The sequence below is a fragment of the Micromonospora palythoicola genome (assembly GCF_036689795.1).
Classification (GTDB): Bacteria; Actinomycetota; Actinomycetes; order Mycobacteriales; family Micromonosporaceae; genus Micromonospora; species Micromonospora palythoicola.
The window spans coordinates 14,973-31,533 of record NZ_JBAGKI010000044.1 but is presented as its reverse complement, the minus strand read 5'-3'; the positions used below and the strand labels follow the sequence as shown (position 1 = coordinate 31,533).

At 72.4% G+C, this 16,561-nt stretch carries 14 protein-coding genes; 8 read left to right on the top strand and 6 right to left on the bottom strand.

The genetic code is table 11. The features are described 5' to 3' along the window. Nucleotides 1-127 precede the first annotated feature (127 nt). The 3 genes from V5O40_RS19170 to V5O40_RS19160 are packed head-to-tail and all read left to right on the top strand — an operon-like array spanning nucleotide 128 to nucleotide 2,543. Entirely contained in the window at nucleotides 128-1,060 is a 933-nt protein-coding gene (locus V5O40_RS19170) for an ABC transporter ATP-binding protein (RefSeq protein WP_332906740.1), read from the top strand. Beyond that, the gene (locus tag V5O40_RS19165; protein ID WP_332906739.1) at nucleotides 1,057-1,845 is read left to right on the top strand and encodes an ABC transporter permease; all 789 of its coding nucleotides are present in this window, start codon (nucleotides 1,057-1,059) and stop codon (nucleotides 1,843-1,845) included. Before V5O40_RS19170 ends, V5O40_RS19165 begins: the two co-directional genes overlap by 4 nt. Continuing rightward, entirely contained in the window at nucleotides 1,842-2,543 is a 702-nt protein-coding gene (locus V5O40_RS19160) for a YqeB family protein (protein WP_332906738.1), read from the top strand. The genes V5O40_RS19165 and V5O40_RS19160 overlap by 4 nt, the downstream gene beginning before the upstream one ends. Before the next feature lie 10 nt (nucleotides 2,544-2,553). Here V5O40_RS19160 and V5O40_RS19155 read toward each other — a convergent pair whose 3' ends face one another. Both V5O40_RS19155 and V5O40_RS19150 read right to left on the bottom strand, forming a co-directional pair. Beyond that, entirely contained in the window at nucleotides 2,554-4,026 is a 1,473-nt protein-coding gene (locus V5O40_RS19155; protein WP_332906737.1) for a serine hydrolase domain-containing protein, read from the bottom strand. 92 nt (nucleotides 4,027-4,118) lie between these two features. Beyond that, nucleotides 4,119-4,622, bottom strand: a complete 504-nt coding sequence (locus V5O40_RS19150) for an ArsR/SmtB family transcription factor (protein ID WP_332906736.1) — start codon at nucleotides 4,620-4,622, stop codon at nucleotides 4,119-4,121. Between the two features lie 100 nt (nucleotides 4,623-4,722). Between V5O40_RS19150 and V5O40_RS19145 the strand changes: the two genes are divergently transcribed. Both V5O40_RS19145 and V5O40_RS19140 read left to right on the top strand, forming a co-directional pair. Next, complete coding sequence (locus tag V5O40_RS19145; protein ID WP_332906735.1) at nucleotides 4,723-5,655, top strand: ParA family protein; 933 nt, start codon at nucleotides 4,723-4,725, stop codon at nucleotides 5,653-5,655. Continuing rightward, nucleotides 5,652-5,888 carry a Rho termination factor N-terminal domain-containing protein gene (locus V5O40_RS19140; RefSeq protein WP_332906734.1) on the top strand — a complete coding sequence of 79 codons (237 nt, stop codon included), beginning with the start codon at nucleotides 5,652-5,654 and terminating at the stop codon, nucleotides 5,886-5,888. The genes V5O40_RS19145 and V5O40_RS19140 overlap by 4 nt, the downstream gene beginning before the upstream one ends. 16 nt (nucleotides 5,889-5,904) lie before the next feature. Here V5O40_RS19140 and V5O40_RS19135 read toward each other — a convergent pair whose 3' ends face one another. Next, nucleotides 5,905-9,081, bottom strand: coding sequence for an NACHT domain-containing protein (locus V5O40_RS19135; RefSeq protein ID WP_332906733.1), 3,177 nt, complete (start codon nucleotides 9,079-9,081; stop codon nucleotides 5,905-5,907). Between the two features lie 194 nt (nucleotides 9,082-9,275). Here V5O40_RS19135 and V5O40_RS19130 point away from each other — a divergent pair, with 194 nt between their 5' ends. From V5O40_RS19130 to V5O40_RS19120, 3 genes are all read left to right on the top strand, one after another. Further along, nucleotides 9,276-10,262, top strand: a complete 987-nt coding sequence (locus V5O40_RS19130) for an aldo/keto reductase (RefSeq protein ID WP_332906732.1) — start codon at nucleotides 9,276-9,278, stop codon at nucleotides 10,260-10,262. 269 nt (nucleotides 10,263-10,531) lie between these two features. After that, nucleotides 10,532-11,548 carry an ATP-binding cassette domain-containing protein gene (locus V5O40_RS19125; protein WP_332906731.1) on the top strand — a complete coding sequence of 339 codons (1,017 nt, stop codon included), beginning with the start codon at nucleotides 10,532-10,534 and terminating at the stop codon, nucleotides 11,546-11,548. After that, nucleotides 11,545-12,402 carry an ABC transporter permease gene (locus V5O40_RS19120; RefSeq protein WP_269739642.1) on the top strand — a complete coding sequence of 286 codons (858 nt, stop codon included), beginning with the start codon at nucleotides 11,545-11,547 and terminating at the stop codon, nucleotides 12,400-12,402. Before V5O40_RS19125 ends, V5O40_RS19120 begins: the two co-directional genes overlap by 4 nt. A 72-nt stretch (nucleotides 12,403-12,474) precedes the next feature. Here V5O40_RS19120 and V5O40_RS19115 read toward each other — a convergent pair whose 3' ends face one another. The 3 genes from V5O40_RS19115 to V5O40_RS19105 are packed head-to-tail and all read right to left on the bottom strand — an operon-like array spanning nucleotide 12,475 to nucleotide 16,555. Then, nucleotides 12,475-15,843, bottom strand: a complete 3,369-nt coding sequence (locus tag V5O40_RS19115; protein WP_332906730.1) for an ATP-binding protein — start codon at nucleotides 15,841-15,843, stop codon at nucleotides 12,475-12,477. Between the two features lie 47 nt (nucleotides 15,844-15,890). Continuing rightward, a complete protein-coding gene (locus V5O40_RS19110; protein WP_332906729.1) occupies nucleotides 15,891-16,298 on the bottom strand; it encodes a hypothetical protein in 408 nt (135 codons plus the stop codon). After that, nucleotides 16,295-16,555 carry a hypothetical protein gene (locus V5O40_RS19105; protein WP_093401959.1) on the bottom strand — a complete coding sequence of 87 codons (261 nt, stop codon included), beginning with the start codon at nucleotides 16,553-16,555 and terminating at the stop codon, nucleotides 16,295-16,297. The genes V5O40_RS19110 and V5O40_RS19105 overlap by 4 nt, the downstream gene beginning before the upstream one ends. Nucleotides 16,556-16,561: the final 6 nt, after the last annotated feature.

Genomic DNA, 16,561 nt, shown 5'->3' with positions numbered 1-16,561 from the left:
AATGGTAGGCAGCCGGTCGGGCACCGGACCAGCTACCAAAGTCGAGATCTCGGCGTCGACCTTGGTCTGCGCGGACCAGACCGATGGCCGCTGCGGACGACCGGCCGGCTCGGACAGGCTGGCAGCCATGATCGCCGTACACCAGCTCACCAAACGGTACGGACGGCACACCGCCGTCGAGGACGTGTCGTTCCACTGCGAACCGGGCACCGTCACCGGCTTCCTGGGTCCGAACGGGGCCGGCAAGTCCACCACCATGCGCATGATCTGCGGGCTCACCCCACCGACCGCCGGCACCGCCACCGTCGACGGTCGGCCCTACCGGCAGCTGCCCAACCCGGGCCGTACGGTCGGGGTGCTGCTGGACGCCTCCGCCCAGCACGCCGGGCGGACCGGCCGGGAGTCCCTGGCGGTGGCGGCGGCGACGATGGGCGTCGACCGGCGCCGGGTCGGCGAGCTGCTCGACCGGGTGGGGCTGGGCCCGACCGCCGCCCGACGGCGGGTGCGGGCGTACTCGCTGGGCATGCGCCAGCGGCTCGGCCTGGCACACGCGCTGCTCGGCGACCCCCGGGTGCTCGTTCTCGACGAGCCGGCCAACGGCCTGGACCCGGAGGGCATCTTCTGGATGCGTGGCCTGCTCCGGGACTTCGCCGACCGGGGCGGCACCGTGCTGCTCTCCTCCCACCTGCTGCGCGAGGTGGAGGCGGTCGCGGACCGGCTGGTGGTCATCGGGGGTGGCCGGATCGTGGCCCAGGGCGGCAAGGACGAGTTGCTGGCCGGTGCCGGCACCGTGGTGCGGGCCCGCGACGACGCGGCGTTGCGGGCCGCGTTGCGGCAGGCCGGCCTGACGGTCAGCGAGGGCTCCGAGGGCCTGCTGGTCGGAGCCGACACCGACACGGTCGGCGAGATCGCCCGGACCGCCGGGATCGCCCTCAGCGAGCTACGTCCGGCCGGCGGCGGTGGCCTGGAACAGCTGTTCCTGGCCCTGACCGCCGCCGCACCGGGCCCCGTCACGCACTCCACCTCCAGCACCGAACCGACCGGGGAGGTCGTCCGATGACCACCACCAGCACCGCACCAGAGGTTGTCCCGGGTCACCGCTCGGCCGAACACCTACCGTCGCTGGCCCGGCTGACCGCCGTGGAGCTGCGCAAACTCGTCGACACCCGGGCCGGCCGCTGGTTGCTGATCACCATCGGACTGGTCAGCGCCGTGATCGTCGCGCTCCTCCTGGTGTACGCCGAAGCGCCGGAACAGACCTTCGCGGTCTTCTTCACCACCGCCCTGCTGCCGGTCGGGGTGCTGCTGCCGGTGCTCGGCATCCTGTCGATCACCAGTGAGTGGTCCCAGCGCACCGCGCTCACCACGTTCGCCCTGGTGCCGCGCCGGGAACGGGTGATCACCGCCAAGCTCGTCGCGGTGGTGCTGGCGGCACTCGGGGCGGTGCTGAGCAGCCTGGCGTTCGCCGCCGCCGGCACGGCGATCGCCGGTGCCACGGGTGGCGCGGGCACCTGGCGGATCGAGGGAGCCCTCGTGGCGCACGCCGTGGTGTTCCAGGTGGCGAGCGTGCTGATGGGTGCTGGGTTCGGGCTGCTGCTGCTGAACACTCCGCTGGCCATCGTGAGCTACCTGGTGCTGCCGATCATCTGGTCGATCGTGGGTGAACTGGTCCGGCCGCTGAACCGCGCGGCCGAGTGGTTGGACACCGGGCGGACCATGGAGCCGCTGTTCACGGCCGAGGTGACAGCCGGGCAGTGGCAGCGACTGGCGGTGTCACTGGTGCTGTGGTTGGTTGTGCCGGTGGTGGCCGGTACGGTCCGCACCATGCGGCGGGAGGTGGCGTGAGGGCGTACGGGTCACCGACAGTGGTGAGCGGTGGCATCACCGAGCTGGTCGTGCTCTGGGGCGGGATCCCGTTGGTCGGCGGCGCGCTGGGTGGGTTGCTGGTGGCCGGGTCCGGCTGGGTGGCCGACCTGCCCTGGGCTCCGGTGCAGGGCCTGTTCCGGGCGCTCGACGGTCTGCCCGACCAGTACGCGCTACCCGGTGGGGTGGGTGTCGGGATCCTGGTCGGGCTGGTGATCGCCGCCATCGGCACCGCCGAGCGGGTACGGGTGACCGTGTCGGGTGCCGAGGTCCGGCTGCGGGAGGGCAGCTCCGAACGGGAGATCGACCGACGCGACACCCGGGCTGTCTACCTGGACGGCAAGCACCTGGTGCTGCTCGACGCGGACGACGCCGAGCTGGCGCGCCAGTCGGTCGACCTGCCGGCGAGGGAGTTGGCCGAAGCCTTCCGGGAGCACGGTTGGCCGTGGGCGGAGGCGGATCCGCACCGCGCGACGTACCGGCTCTGGGTGCCCGACCTGCCCGGTTTGCCGGCGGGCGCGAATGCGCTGCTGCGCGCACGGCAGGAGGCGTTGAAGCACGACCGGGGCGGCGAGGCCAGGGAGCTGCGCGCCGAGCTGTCCCGCTACGGCGTGGTGGTCCGCGACGACGGCAAACGACAGCACTTCCGGCTGACCCGGTCCGCCCAACCGCCGGCCTGACCGCCGGCGGTCAGGAGAGCAGGGCGGCGGTCAGTGTCGCGGCGACGGCCAGGGAGCCGGTCGTCGCCGCCACCCGCGACCACCGCCGGGGTGCGGCGTTGACCGGCAGGCGTCGCCAGCGGTACCCGGCCAGGGCCAGCCCGGCGCCGGAGGCCGCGAGCCCGAGCGGCCAGACCCATCCGGGCACGGCCGACCAGTCACCGAGCTGGTGGCCCAGGGCCGGGTAGACAACCGCCCAGACCGCGCCCGACAACACGCTCAGCCGGTCCGGTGCGCCACGCAGCGCGGTGCCGAGCAGCGACAGACCACCGATGAAGGTGAACAGCAGCGCGATGCCGACCCCTATCCAGGTGGGGTGTCCCGGTGTGGCGCTACCGGCCGAATCGCGGGGCACCCCGAGCAGCCGCAGCCCGATGGGTTCGACGCCCATGTCGGTGTTGCCGAGCACCACCACGCCCCGGCCGGTGGCCCGGTCGAAGCCGACGTACGAGTGGAAGCCGCCGGTGGCGCCGTTGTGCCAGGTGATCTCCCGGTCGCCGTAGCGGGTGGTGAGCCAGCCGTACCCGATGCGGGTGCCGTCGGTGTCGTCGAAGCGCGGATCGCGGGCGTCGGCGCCGGGCGCGGTACCGGCGGCGGTTGCCGCGACGAGTCGCGCGAGATCCTCCACCGTGGACCAGTAGCCGAGACCGGCGGCGGCGTATCCGGTGCCGATCCACGGGTCCGGGGTGCGACCACCGCCCCGGGCACCCTCGGCCCGATCGGCGGGCAACGCGTCGGCCTTGGTGACCTGGATGGTCGCGGTCATGCCCAGCGGGGTCAGCAGTTCCCGGTGGAGCAGCTCGGGATAGCCGGCGCCGGCGTCGGCCGCGAGAGCCTGGCCGAGCAGCGCCATGCCGAGATTCGAGTAGTGGACGTCGCCCCGGCCGTCGCCGGGTGTCTGGTCGTTCGCGGCGGCGCGGACCCGGTCGACGTCCTGCCCGGCGTACGGGTTGCCGGCCGCGTAGTTGGCCCAGATCGTGCGAGCCCAGTCGGTGACCGAGCTGAGCACGATCCGGGGCAGTCCGGCGCGGTGGCTGGCCAGCTCGACCAGGGTCACCTCCCGGGCGCCTCCGGTGATCGCCGGCCAGGTCGCGCCGAGCGTGTCGTCGGGGCTCACCGCCCCGACGCTGACCTGATGGGCCAGCAGCATGCCGGTGAGCACCTTGGGCACCGAGCCGATCTCGAACGGGGTGTCCGGCCGGACCGGGTTGCCGGCGCGGTCCCGGTCACCGAGGCCGGCGGTGCGGATCCGCCCTCCGTCGATCAGGGCGACGGCGAGGCCACGGTAGCCGGCGGGGTCGGCCACGGCCGCCCGGGCGGCGGCGGCCAGGTCGGCGTCGCCGGTCGTCTGGGCGGTCAGCCGGGGTTGCCGGGGCATGAGGCCGAGCCCGGCCAGACCGGCGACCATGCCGGCGACCAGGGCGATGACGGAGGTCTTACGCATGACGTGCTCCTTCCGTTCGCTGCCGGATCGACGCGGGACGGTCGTGCCGGTCACGGTGGTGGCCTTCTGCCGCGACGGTTGGTGGGGTGTGGTCAACGACCGGCGGCGGTGAGGATGGCCAGCAGCGGCACCACCCGCTCGGCGGGGATGGCGTACCGGCCCCGGCCGGCGCTGCGCAACCAGCCGGCGGCGGTGAGCTGGCGCAGGTGGTGGTGCAGCTGGCCGGTGGTGCCCAGATCCTCGATCCCGGCCAGCTCGGCGGTGCCCTGCCGGCCGCCGAGGATCTCCCGCAGCAGCCGCAGGCGTACCGGGTGGGCCAGCGCCGACAGGACGACCGGAAGGTCGGCCCAGTCGTCGGCCAGCAGGTCCTCGACGCCCCGCCCGTACTGCCAGTCGTAATGCTGCCCGCCGACCCGGACCGTGCCGGTGTAGAGCACGGCGCCGGCACCGTCGGTGGGCAGTCGCTGCTTGAGCCCGTCGAGCGCCCAGAAGAGCCCCTCCGGCGGCGGAGCCGGACCCGCACCGCCGCCGAGCCGCTCGATCAGCTCGGCGACCTGCGCCTCCAGCGCCGCCAACCGTTCCTCCACGTCCGCCACACTTCGATAATACGAACTTACGTACTTACGTGCAAGCCGAGGATGATCGACTTTAGGCCGGACGGACCGCTACCGTCAGTCGTCTTGGGGAGGTACGTCGATGTACGTCGTGTCCGTGATCAACTACAAGGGCGGGGTCGGCAAGACCACGGTGACCGCCAACCTCGGTGCCGAACTGGCCAACCGGGGGATGAAGGTGCTGCTCATCGACCTCGACCCACAGGCCAGCCTGACCTTCGGCTTCTACGACCCGGACGACTGGCGGGAGCGGCTGCGCGACACCCGGACGGTGAAACGCTGGTACGACGCCCTGCGCGAGGGCAGCCCGTCGGTCACGCTCAGTGAACTTGTGGTGTCACCCGGCCCGGCGAACTCCCGGCTCAGCGGTGCCGGCCGGCTCGACCTGATCGCGTCGCACCTGCAACTCGTGGACATCGACCTGGCCCTGGCCCGCAGCGTCGCCGGAGGCGAGGAGTACGACGCCGAACTGTTCCGGGTCCGCGGGTCACTCGCCGAAGGACTGCTCACCGACGGGCTCGACCCGTACGACATGGTGCTGATCGACTGTCCGCCGAACTTCAACGTGGTCACCCAGTCGGCCATCATCGCCAGCGACCACCTGGTCATCCCGGCCCGGGCCGACTACCTGTCCACCCTGGGCATCGACTACCTGCACGGCAACGTGCGGGAACTGGTCGAGCAGTACAACTCCGACGCCCGCCGGTTCGCCACCGTACGCCGGCACCAGAAGGTCGCCCCCGACGTGGCCGGCGTGGTCTTCACGATGATCCAGTTGCTGTCCCAGCAACCCATCGCCACCCACCAGACCTACATGGACCAGGTCCGCAACCTGGGTCTACCGGTCTTCCCCACCGCGCTGCGGGAGAACGTCACGCTCTACGCGACGAACACCCCGCGCGGCGTGCCGGTGGTGCTGCGCGACCGCGTCACGGTGCCCGCCGTACGCGACGAGCTGCGCCGCCTCGCCACCGAGTTCCTCGACCACCTCCAGCCGGACCGGCAGCCGGCATGAGCGAGCGACAGCGACCGGACCTGACCGTCGCCGTCGACCGGCTGGCGACGATGAGCAGCCGCGCCGACGGTTCCGCGTACCTCTCCTCCTGGCCGCTGCGCGGCCTGCGGGACCTGGCCGCGCAGCTGGGGTTGCGCGGCGTCGGCGGGCTGCGCAAGGCGGACCTGGTCGAACGGTTGGTCGAGCACACGATCGGCTACCGCCTCACCTCCACCGCGCTGCGCCGACGCTGATCCGGCGCGGCACCCGTCAACCGCCGGTCCGCACCGACTGCCGCGCCCGGGCGCTGCCGCCGGTGGCCTGGCGACCGATGACGGTCTGTCGGGTGCGGGTCGTCGGCACCCGGTCGAGCAGGGCCCGGTACGGGTTACGCAACGCCCGCTCCCGGTGGCTGGTCAAGCGCACCAGCACGACGATCGCGCCCACCAGCGCCACACTCGATCCGCCCGTGTAGATGACGCCGAGCCAGTCGGCCACGGTGGCGAACGCGACAGGTGCCCCCGCGGCCACCAGCCCGGCCACGCTCATCACCCCGAAGACCACGGGTACCCACAGCAGGTCGTGTTCGGCCGGCATCAGCAGGACGACCACGAAGCAGATGACCGCCAGGAGCGTGCACCCCACCACGAGCGACGCGAGTTCCACCGGCCCCCACGCCCACCAGTCGATCAGCGTGCCGAACGAGCGGGTGATCGCGATGCCGATCAGGGCCACGCCGGCCAGCGCCCCGAGCGTGCCGGCGACGTTGCGCAGGAAGACCAGCACGGTCGGCTTCTCCGGCCGTTCGTTGAGCGTCCGCCAGTCCCGCAGGTCGGCGTCGATGCTGGTGCTGCTCCACAGTCGACAGGCCAGTTCCGTCAGTACCGGCGTCGGCAGGCTGGCCAGCAACGCCGCCCGCCAGCCGAAAATCCGATGCCCCAGGGCGCGTACCGCGATGTCGCGGGCGGTGCCGGGCTCCCGCCGGGCCACCAGGTCGAGCATTTCGCGGATCTCGTACTCGGCGAAGGCACCGGAGAGCGGCCGTTTGTAGCCGAAGCTGTGCACCTTACGGGTCAGCTCCTCGGTCAGTTCCTTCGGCACCTTGTCGGTGCCGAAGGCGCCGGCCCGCGCGACGAGGCCGACCGCGAGACGCACGTCGACGGTGCCGAGATCACCCGGTGCGTCGTCGGTCGACTCCAGGATCAGCCAGCAGAGGCGCCCCATCGTCCGGGCCATCGGGGTGCCCGGCTCGAACGGTGCCCACAGCCAGTCGTACCACTCCGCGCCCGGCAGCCGTCCCGACCGCCGGCCGGTCAGCCGCGCCGCCTCGGCGGCCACGGACGCGGCCTCCGCCGCCGTGGGGTCGAAGGTGCGCAGTTCGTTCTCCACGTCCGGGGCGTCGACCAGGGTGGCCAGCCGCCACGCCGCGCGTACGGCAACCTGCCGGTCCCGGGCCCACAACTGTTCCGCCAGGGCCACCGCGGCGGCGGGAGTGCCGATGGCGGCCAGGTCGTCGACGGCAGCCACCGAGCCGGTGCCAGCCCGGACGGCGAGGGTCGGAATGGCCAGCTCACCGGTGGCCCGCAGGGCGGCACGGGCCGCCGGCACCCGCACCGCCATCTCGCTGAGCAACTCGATCGCCTCGCGGCGACGGGACTCCGCGAGGGCCACCACGGCGTCCTCGGCCACCGAGCCGCCGGAGCGCGCCTGCTGCGCCAGGCTGTCGAACAGTCGCTGACCGAACGGCCCCGAATTGCCGGACACCGCACCGAGCGCCGCCAGCACCAGATGCTTGTCCGCGGCCGGCGTGCCGAGCAGCCGAACATGACTGTCCACGACGGTCGCCGCGAGGCTCTCGTCGAGCTGTCGGGCCTCGGCGACGCACTCCAGGGCGAGCAGCTTGTCCCGGCCGTCACCGGCGAAGATCTGCCGGATCACGCCGGAGGCGTCGCGATTGGCCCCGGCGCACCAGAGTTTCACCGTCTCCCGCCACCGGCTCGGGTTCTCCCGGTAGAGCCCGAGCAGCCGGTCCGGATCGTCCGCGAGTTCCACCGCCGCCAGGTACTCCTGCAGGGTCAGGTGGGCGAACTCGTAGAGCAGGTTGTTGTCGTCGATGCGGATCAGCAGCCCGCTGCGCTCCACGATCTCGTCGACCATGCGCGGCAGGTGCTCCTCGGCCAGCCGGAACCGAGGCAGGATGCGGGCGAGTTCGGCGTACACCTCCGCCTCGCCGATCACCCGGCGGTCGGTGCCCTGGGACCGGCCACCCTGGGCGGCCAGCGCGATCGCCCGCAGCGCCATGAGCTTGTGGCCAGCCTGGTAGCGGGCCAGGTTGCGGTGCCGGCCGAGATCCCGGTCCCGGCGCAGCAGGTGCTCGACGGCCTGCTGGTAGAACTCCGCCCGCGAGTTGGTCAACATCGGACCGGCACCGGCGTCCGCCTCGTACAAGGTGGTGATCATCGTGAGCATCAGCGGGCTGCGGGCCAGCCGCATCACCGTCGGGCTGGATCGCAGTTCCGCCAGGAGTTGCTCCACGATGTGCCGGGAGTCGGTTGACACCTCGTCGCGTTCCCGTCCCGGCGCGTGGTGCTCGGCGTCCCCGCCGTCCCGCCGGGTGAACCAGAGCCGCAGGAAGTGCCGGATCCCGGCGTCGTCGAAGCCGGCCACCCGGATCTCCCGGTCGAAGACCGGCCGCAGGTCACCGTCGTAGACCGCGTCGCGGCAGGTGACCACGACCTGCGTCGTCGAGTGGCGCTCGGCGAACTCCTTGATCTCCTCGACGACCGCACCGCGTCGCTCGGTGACCACCTCGTCCAGCCCGTCGAGGAACACGCAGAGCTGGCCACTGGCCAACGCCACCTCGACGACCTGCGCCGCCTCGGCGACGAGCGGACGGGCGCGCCGATGCCGGCGACGACCATCCGGTTCGTCGTCGAGGCGGCCGAGCGCCTCCGTGATCAGCTGCCGGATCGTGCGGCCGTCCCGGTTCGACCGGGCGAGCTCCACAAGCACCGGTACGCGCTCGAACCGCTCGGGCGCCGCCGCCCAGCGCACCATCGAGTGCCGCAGCAGCATCGACTTGCCCGCTCCCGCCGCGCCGAGGATCACCGTACGCCGCCGGTCCCGAACGTCACGGTAGACGTCGACGCGCCGGCCGTCCTGCTCGTACTCCAGCGGCACGTACACCTCGTCCAGCGTGACCGAGACGTCCCGCACGAAGCCGAGTTCCATCCGGTTGTAGGTGCGCGCGACCCAGGCACGGTAGCGGCGCCACTCGTCCGCCCGGATGCCGCGCCGGCGGCCGGCGAGGAGTCCCCACAGCCGGGCCAACAGGGATCTGATCCAGTCGGCGAAGAACTGCTGGATCACACCGACCAGCACGGCCACCACGAAGACGCCGAGTGCCGCGTACTCCAGGCCGAAGGGCAGGTCCGGCAGCTGTGGCACGGGCGACTCCTCCACTCAGTGACATCGGGCAGGAACACACCGTATGGGTGGCGCCGTCCGGGCGCACCGGGCTCAGGTGTCAGCGTCGATGGACCTTCGGACGAGCGGACCGGGTCAAGGGGTTGACCTCGAGTGCGCTCGAAGGCGCAGGCTGGTGCCGCGTCCACAGGTCCGGGCGCAGGAGAGGAGTTTCCATGCGGTACCGCACGATCGGCAGCGACCCGCGTACCCGGCGCGAGGTCAGCGTGCTCAGCCTCGGGGCGATGCTGTTCGGCACGAAGACCGACGAGGCCACCTCCTACGCGATCCTCGACCGGTACGTCGAGGCCGGCGGCACCTTCATCGACACGTCGGACAACTACGCGTTCTGGATGACCGGCGGGCAGGGCGGCGAGAGCGAGGAACTGCTCGGCCGGTGGCGGCGCAGCCGGGGCATCGGCGACGAGGTCGTCATCGCCACGAAGCTCGGCGCCCGGCCACTGGCCCCCGGCACCAGCTACCTGGACAACCCGGAAGGGCTGTCGGCCAAGGTGATCCGGGAGTCCGCCGAACGCAGCCGGGAACGCCTCGGCATGGACCGGCTGGACCTGCTCTACGCCCACATCGAGGATCACCGGGTGCCGTTGCGGGAGACCGTGGAGGGGTTCGCCGAGCTGGTCGCCGAGGGCACCGTGGGGCTGCTCGGCGCGAGCAACCACCGCACCTGGCGGGTGGAGCGGGCCCGGGCACTGGCCGCGGCGGCCGGACTGCCCGGGTACGAGGTGCTCCAGTACCACCGCAGCTACCTGCCGGCCCGCCTCGACGGACCGACCGACCTCGACGTCGACGGCAACGTGGGCGCGGTCGGCGGCGAGCTGACCAGCTACCTGCGCGCCGAGCCCGGACTGACCCTGGTGTCGTACGGGTCACTGCTCTGGGGCGCCTATGTCCGACCGGACAAGCCGCTGGGGCCGGAGTACGACCTGCCGAGCACGCCGGTGCGGCTGGCCGCGCTGCGCGAGGTGGCGGCGCAGACCGGCGCGACGGCCAACCAGGTGGTGCTGGCCTGGCTGATCGACGGCGACATCCCCACCATCCCGCTGGTGGGGGTCTCCTCGGTGGCGCAGTTGGACGAGAGCCTCGCCGCCGTGGACCTGGCGCTGACACCCGAGCAGCGGCACCGGCTCGACACCGCCTGGTGACGGGGGCCGGCAACGCGTCGGGCCGGCCGCGGCCCGGAGCACCGCCGACAGGTGGTGTCGGGACAGCCGCCGCTAGATCAGATCTAGCGGCGGCTGTCCGCCGTCTCGCGCCTGTGGGGTGAGCCGACCACTCCCGTCGGCCGGCGTCGTTGTAGCTGGCGGGCGGCCACGGAGAGGGAGCATTCTGTCGTACCCGTGGGGTGTGGTGGGTCGCCGGGTCCCGGCGGCCCGGCTCACAGACGTGACGAACGGAAGGACACTTCGCAATCATGAGTAGACGCACCACCGGCCTCGCCATCGAGGCCGAGGGTCTGACCCGGTCGTTCGGCGAGACCCGCGCGCTCGCCGGCATCGACCTCCAGGTTCCGGCCGGAGCCGTGTACGGGCTGCTCGGGCCGAACGGGGCCGGCAAGACCACCGCGGTACGCGTGCTGGCCACCCTGCTTCGTCCCGACGGCGGGCAGGCCCGGGTGTTCGGTCACGACGTGGTGGCCGAGGCCGACGCGGTACGCGCCCGGGTCAGCCTGACCGGTCAGTACGCCTCGGTGGACGAGGACCTGACCGGCACGGAGAACCTCATCCTGCTCGGCCGGTTGCTCGGGCTGCCCAAGTCCGCCGCCCGGCAACGGGCGGAGCAACTGCTGACCGCGTTCGGGTTGACCGAGGCGGCCGGACGGCAGGTGAAGAAGTACTCGGGCGGCATGCGACGACGCATCGACATCGCGGCGAGCATCCTCAACACCCCCGACCTGCTGTTCCTCGACGAGCCGACGACCGGGTTGGATCCGCGCAGCCGCAACCAGGTGTGGGAGATCGTCCGGGCGGTGGTCGCGCACGGCACGACCGTGCTGCTGACCACGCAGTACCTGGACGAGGCCGACAAGCTGGCCAGCCGGATCGCGGTGGTCGACCACGGCCGGGTGATCGCGGAGGGCACCCCGGGCGAGTTGAAGTCGTCGGTCGGCTCCGGCACGGTCCACCTGCGGCTGCGCAACGCCGACCAGCGGCCCGAGGCCGAGCGGGTGTTGCAGGCGACGCTGAGCGTACCGGTGCAGTTGGAGGCCGACCCGGTGGCGATCACCGCCCGGGTGGGTGGCGACGGCAGCGAACTGGACGCCAGCGCACAGGCCGCCCGGGCCCTGGGCGAGTTGTCCCGGGCCGGGATCGTGGTCGACGACTTCTCCCTCGGCCAGCCCAGCCTGGACGAGGTCTTCCTGGCCCTGACCGACCATCCCGCCGTGCCGGCCACCGACGAGCGGGACGACGAGCTGGAGGCAGCCCGATGAGCAGCGACACCGCCACCTCGACCGGCCGGGCGCCGACGGTCTTCGTACCCTCCTCCGAGGCGCTGGCGACGGTCCTCGCGCCGGGTGCCCGACCGCCACGGCCGAGCCCGCTGTCGGCGTCGCTGACCTTCAGCTGGCGGGCCCTGCTGAAGATCAAGCACGTGCCGGAGCAGCTGTTCGACGTGACCGCGTTCCCGATCATCATGGTGCTGATGTTCACGTACCTGTTCGGTGGCGCGCTCGCCGACAGTCCTCGTGACTACCTGCAGTTCTTCCTGCCGGGCATCATGGTGACGAGCGTCGTGATGATCACCATGTACACCGGGGTCGGGTTGAACACCGACATCGAGAAGGGCGTCTTCGACCGGTTCCGGACGCTGCCGGTCTGGCGGCCCGCCGCGCTGGTCGGCATGATCGTCGGCGACGTGCTGCGCTACGTCCTCGCCGCCCTGGTGATCCTCACCGTCGGGCTGGTGCTCGGCTTCCGCCCGGACGGCGGCGTGGTCGGCGTCCTCGCCGGGATCGGCCTGCTGGTGGTCTTCTCCTTCGCGTTCTCCTGGGTGTGGACGTTCTTCGGGCTGATCCTGCGCAGCGAGAAGTCGGTGATGGGGGTCAGCATGATGGTGCTGTTCCCGCTGACCTTCCTGAGCAACGTCTTCGTCGACCCGTCCACCATGCCCGGCTGGCTCCAGGCGTTCGTCAAGGCCAACCCGATCACGCATCTGGTCTCGTCCGTACGCGCGGCCATGGCCGGCACCACCGACGCCTCGGCGATGATGTGGATCGCTGTCTGGAGCGCCGCCTTCATCCTCGTCTTCGGCCCCCTCACCATGCACCGCTACAACCGCCGCTGACCCGACCCGCAGCCTGGATCTTGGTCCGGAGGTGCCCCTCGGAGGGCGCTTTCGGACCAAGATCGCTCCTGGTCAGAGGTGCCAGGGGAGGGGGGTGGGTGGGAGGTAGCGGCAGGCGGCGCCGGTGGAGATGGTGGCGCGTAGGTGGGTGGCGAGGGGTGGGTGGCGCTGGTCGAGGCGGCGGAGCGTGTCGCGGATGCGGGCGGTTACCGTCTTGCGGGCCCGTTCCGCCTCGTCACCAAGCCGACGGGTCCGGCCGGCCAGCCCGGCGGCGGCCCGCAACTGGTCGATGAGCGCCTGCCGCTCGGCGTCCAGCGCCGCCACCCTGGCATCGTCGCCACGCCCAGCCGCCAGGTCGATCTCGTCGTCGAGCCGCTCCAGGTGACGCCGGTAGCGGCTCTTCGCCTCGTCGTCGAGCACCTGATCGCCGCCCATCCTGCGAGCGGCGACGAGTTCCGGCCCGGCGGCCGGATCGAGCATCTCGACGGCGGGCACGTCGACGCCGGGACGGCCGAGCAGCAGGCGCAGGTCGTGCAGCCCCTTGGCGTCGGGTAGATGGACCGTGCTGCCGTCGAAGGTGAGCCGCCAGACGGCCCCGTCGCGCCGGAACTCGTACGCCGGGCCCACCGCACCAGTGCCGGTCGTCGCGGCGGGCACCGGAGCCACGGCCGTCGCGCCCGACGCCCACCCGGCGGCGGTCGCTCCCGCCACCACCGGGCCGGCCGCTGTGCCCGCGCCGGCCGTCCCTCCGCCTGTCGTGGCCGGACCGTCCACCCGTCCCGCCCCGGCGCGCCTCGCGGTGGCCGGCACGACCGGCACGACGGCGGCGAGTCGGGCCAGGACCTGCGGCATGTCGAGGTCGCGGGCCTCGCGCCCAGCCTCGGTACGCAGGGCGGCGGCGATCGTGGCGTCGTCAGGCCCAGCCCGGGCGGTCAGCGCGTCGACCAGCGCGGTCCGGGCGATCAGCGACCACGGCCGGGCACCCATCCGGTCAGCTTCGGCGCGGGCGGCGGAGAAACCGGCGACGGCGTCGTCCCAACGCCCCTCGGCGGCGTCGACCACGGCGAGCCAGTGATCCACCGGACCGCTGAGGTCGCAGCCGTACAGCGAGACGAGCCACTGGCCCCGATACGGCAGCAGCGCCTGACGCACCTCGGCGCAGCGGGTCGGATCGGCGACCGTGGCCTGGGCGCGCAACCGCAACCACATCGGCGAGATCGACCCGGCGAATTGGGTGCCCGCGGCTTCGAGTTCCGCGGTGAGGTCGGCCGCCGTGCGATGGTCGCCGCGTTCGGCGGCGGTGATCGCCCGCAGCAGACCGAGCTGCGGATGATCGGCCGTGGCGAGCCCGTCGAGCAACGCGTCGGCGTCGTCGAGTCGGCCCCGCAGCAGCAACAACGCCCAGCGCAGGTGATGACCGAGGAAGGCATGGTCGGAGTGCTCCCACTCGTCCAGCTCACCGAACTCGGCGTAGCAGGAGTCGGCACCGGCGAAGTCGCCTCGGAAGGCGGCGATGATGCCGCCGTCGATGGCCGCCGCCATCTGGTGCCGGGACTTGCCGGTCTGTCGTCCACCGGTGACGAAGGCGTTGAGTTCGTCGAGATAGTGCGGGTCGCCGAGTTCCAGCAACGCCACCCAGCGCAGCGAGGTGGACCACAGCTCGGTCTCCCGGTCGCCGTTGCGACGGGCGACGTCGCGGATCTCGCCGGTGAGGGCGGCCCGGTCGGCGGCGGTGCCCAATCCCCAGGTGGAGTCGTGTCGCACCCACAGGCTGAAGGTGAGCGCCTCGTCGTCGCGCGTCGACCGGGCGAGCGTCTCGGTGGCGGTGATCAGGTCGGCTTCCAGGACGGCCGCCCCGACACTGTCGTCGGGCTCGCCGATGAGCCGCCGGTACGCCTCCCGCAGCAGCGCCTCGCCGTCGATGCCGGGTATCGGCTCAAGCTGCCAGTGGCGACGCACGTTGAGCGCGAACCGGGCCAGCGTCACCGGGTCGTCGACCGTCAGGGCCAGCGCGGTGGCGTCGCCGAGCAGTTGGCGCGCCTCCTCCCGGGCACCGCAGTGGAAGAGCTGATCGGTCAACGCCGTCATGATCTTCACTCGCTGCAGGTCGTCCCGGACCACCTCAAGCGCCCGCCGGAGGTGAACGGTCGACTCCTCGAGCGCCAGCCGGCACCTGGCGTCCCGTGCCGCGTCGAGCAGCAGCTCGGTGACGCGGAACGCGTCCAGGTGGGCACCGGCCAGCCACGCGTGGCGGGCCACATCCGCGGGGATCAGCAACCGACCCAGCGTGTCGTGCTCCTCGACGGCCCGCACCACGGCGGCGTGCCGCGCTGCGCGGTCGTCCTCGGTCAGCGCGTCGTAGAGCGTCTCGCGGACCAGGTCGTGCACGAAGGCGTAGCGGTCGCCGCCCAGACCGAGCAGCAGTCGCGCGGTGACCGCGACCTCCAGCAACTCACCGACCCGGGGCGAGGGCAGGCCGACACCGGCCGCCAACACCTCCCCGTGGAACTCCCGGCCCAGCACGGCGGCGACGGTGAGCGCGTCGGTCACCATGGCGGGCAGATGCTCCAGCCGCCGCCGCACCACCTCCCGTACGCCGGGAGGAATGGTGGCCAGCGTGCCGTCGGCGTGCCAGAGCCGGGCGGTCTGCTCCACGAAGAAGGGGTTGCCGCCGGTGCGCCGGTGCACGTCGTCGACGCAGTGCGCATCGGGTGTCCGGCCGGCGGTGCGGGTCATCAGCTCGCCGACGTCGTCACGGCTGAGGCCGGTGAGGCTTATCGAGGTGGCCTTGGCCACCAGCGACATCAGCAACGGCCGCAGCGGGTGGTCGGCGGCCTCCACCTCGGCGTCGCGATAGGTGCCGACGAGCAGCAGCCGCTCGAACCAGGTGTGCTGGGCGGCGAACCGCAGCAGTCGCATCGACGCCGGATCGGCCCAGTGCAGGTCGTCGAGAATCACCATGACCGGCCGGCGCTGCGAGACGGCGACCAGCGCGGTGGTGACCGCGTCGTGCAGGGCGAACGCCTCCTGCTCGGCCGCGTCACCCTCGCCGCGAACCGACGTCAGGACGCTGCCCTCACCGTGGACGGTGGCCGGCACCAGTGAACTCGCCTCGCCGAGCAGCAGGGCGAGCGCCGGCTCGGCCGACTCCCGGGCCACCGCCCAGTCCTGCGTCGACCGGCGCAGCCGGCGCAACACCTGCGTCCACGGCCAGTAGCCGGGTGCGCTGGCCGAATCCCAGCAGGCGCCGCCGAGCACCAACGCACCCTGTCGTCGGGCCTCGTCGGCGGCGGCGGTGACCAGGGTGGTCTTGCCGATGCCGGGCTCACCGGCGACCAGGACCAGCCCACCGTGGCTGGCGGTGGCGCGGTCGACCTCGGCCCGCAACAGACCGGCCGGATGATCCCGCCCGATCATGAATCCGCCCGCCCGCACGCTCATGGCAACCGACGGTAGCCGACCGGACCGACACCCCGTGCCGTCCCGGTTCAGCGCGCGTCGGTGACCACGTGGGCGCAGGCGACGCAGGCGGCCGGCCCCTGTTCGGCGAACCAGCGGCAGGTGCGCCGGATGGCGCAGCGGGGCAGTTCCACCTCCGGTTCGCCGACGGTCTGCGCGTACGAGGCGACCAGGCGCTCGCCGAGCCCGCAGTGCTCGCCGGTCCAGAAGCCGCACCGGCTGGTGACGCAGGGACCGGCGAGCCGGTAGCGGGTCTCCACCGCGACGTCGGCCTCCGTCGCGGCGGCGACGGCCACCTCGGCGGGCAGGGCCGGGGTCACGTACGCGACCCGGCCCGCCGGGGTGATCATGCCGAGGAAGACCGTGGCGTTGCCCGCGGGCGTACTCGGGCACATCCGCTCCCCCGGCCCGTCCGGTCCCCGCGGCGGTCGGGTCACTTCTGCAACCAGAAGCCGATGTCGTTGATCTTCTCGCCGAGGTCCTGGGCGAACGGACCGTCGATCACCCACAGGCCGTACCACTCGGGCCGCAGCCGCAGGTTGGCGTGGCCGAGGGCGAGCGGGTTGCTGAGCTTGGTACCGGCGACCGAGAGCGCGGCCAGACCTGCCTTCTGGATCTCACCGGCGATCTGGCTCTGCTGCTCGGATGTCAGGTCGACGCCGTCGACCACGAAGCGGAACTCGTGGCGTGCCATGGTGTT

Coding starts and splice junctions, on each gene's coding strand:
- V5O40_RS19105 (WP_093401959.1), bottom strand. CDS start 16,555: ATGGCACGCCACGAGTTCCGCTTCGTGGTCGACGGCGTCGACCTGACA.
- V5O40_RS19155 (WP_332906737.1), bottom strand. CDS start 4,026: ATGCGTAAGACCTCCGTCATCGCCCTGGTCGCCGGCATGGTCGCCGGT.
- V5O40_RS19165 (WP_332906739.1), top strand. CDS start 1,057: ATGACCACCACCAGCACCGCACCAGAGGTTGTCCCGGGTCACCGCTCG.
- V5O40_RS19145 (WP_332906735.1), top strand. CDS start 4,723: ATGTACGTCGTGTCCGTGATCAACTACAAGGGCGGGGTCGGCAAGACC.
- V5O40_RS19125 (WP_332906731.1), top strand. CDS start 10,532: ATGAGTAGACGCACCACCGGCCTCGCCATCGAGGCCGAGGGTCTGACC.
- V5O40_RS19120 (WP_269739642.1), top strand. CDS start 11,545: ATGAGCAGCGACACCGCCACCTCGACCGGCCGGGCGCCGACGGTCTTC.
- V5O40_RS19115 (WP_332906730.1), bottom strand. CDS start 15,843: ATGAGCGTGCGGGCGGGCGGATTCATGATCGGGCGGGATCATCCGGCC.
- V5O40_RS19140 (WP_332906734.1), top strand. CDS start 5,652: ATGAGCGAGCGACAGCGACCGGACCTGACCGTCGCCGTCGACCGGCTG.
- V5O40_RS19170 (WP_332906740.1), top strand. CDS start 128: ATGATCGCCGTACACCAGCTCACCAAACGGTACGGACGGCACACCGCC.
- V5O40_RS19130 (WP_332906732.1), top strand. CDS start 9,276: ATGCGGTACCGCACGATCGGCAGCGACCCGCGTACCCGGCGCGAGGTC.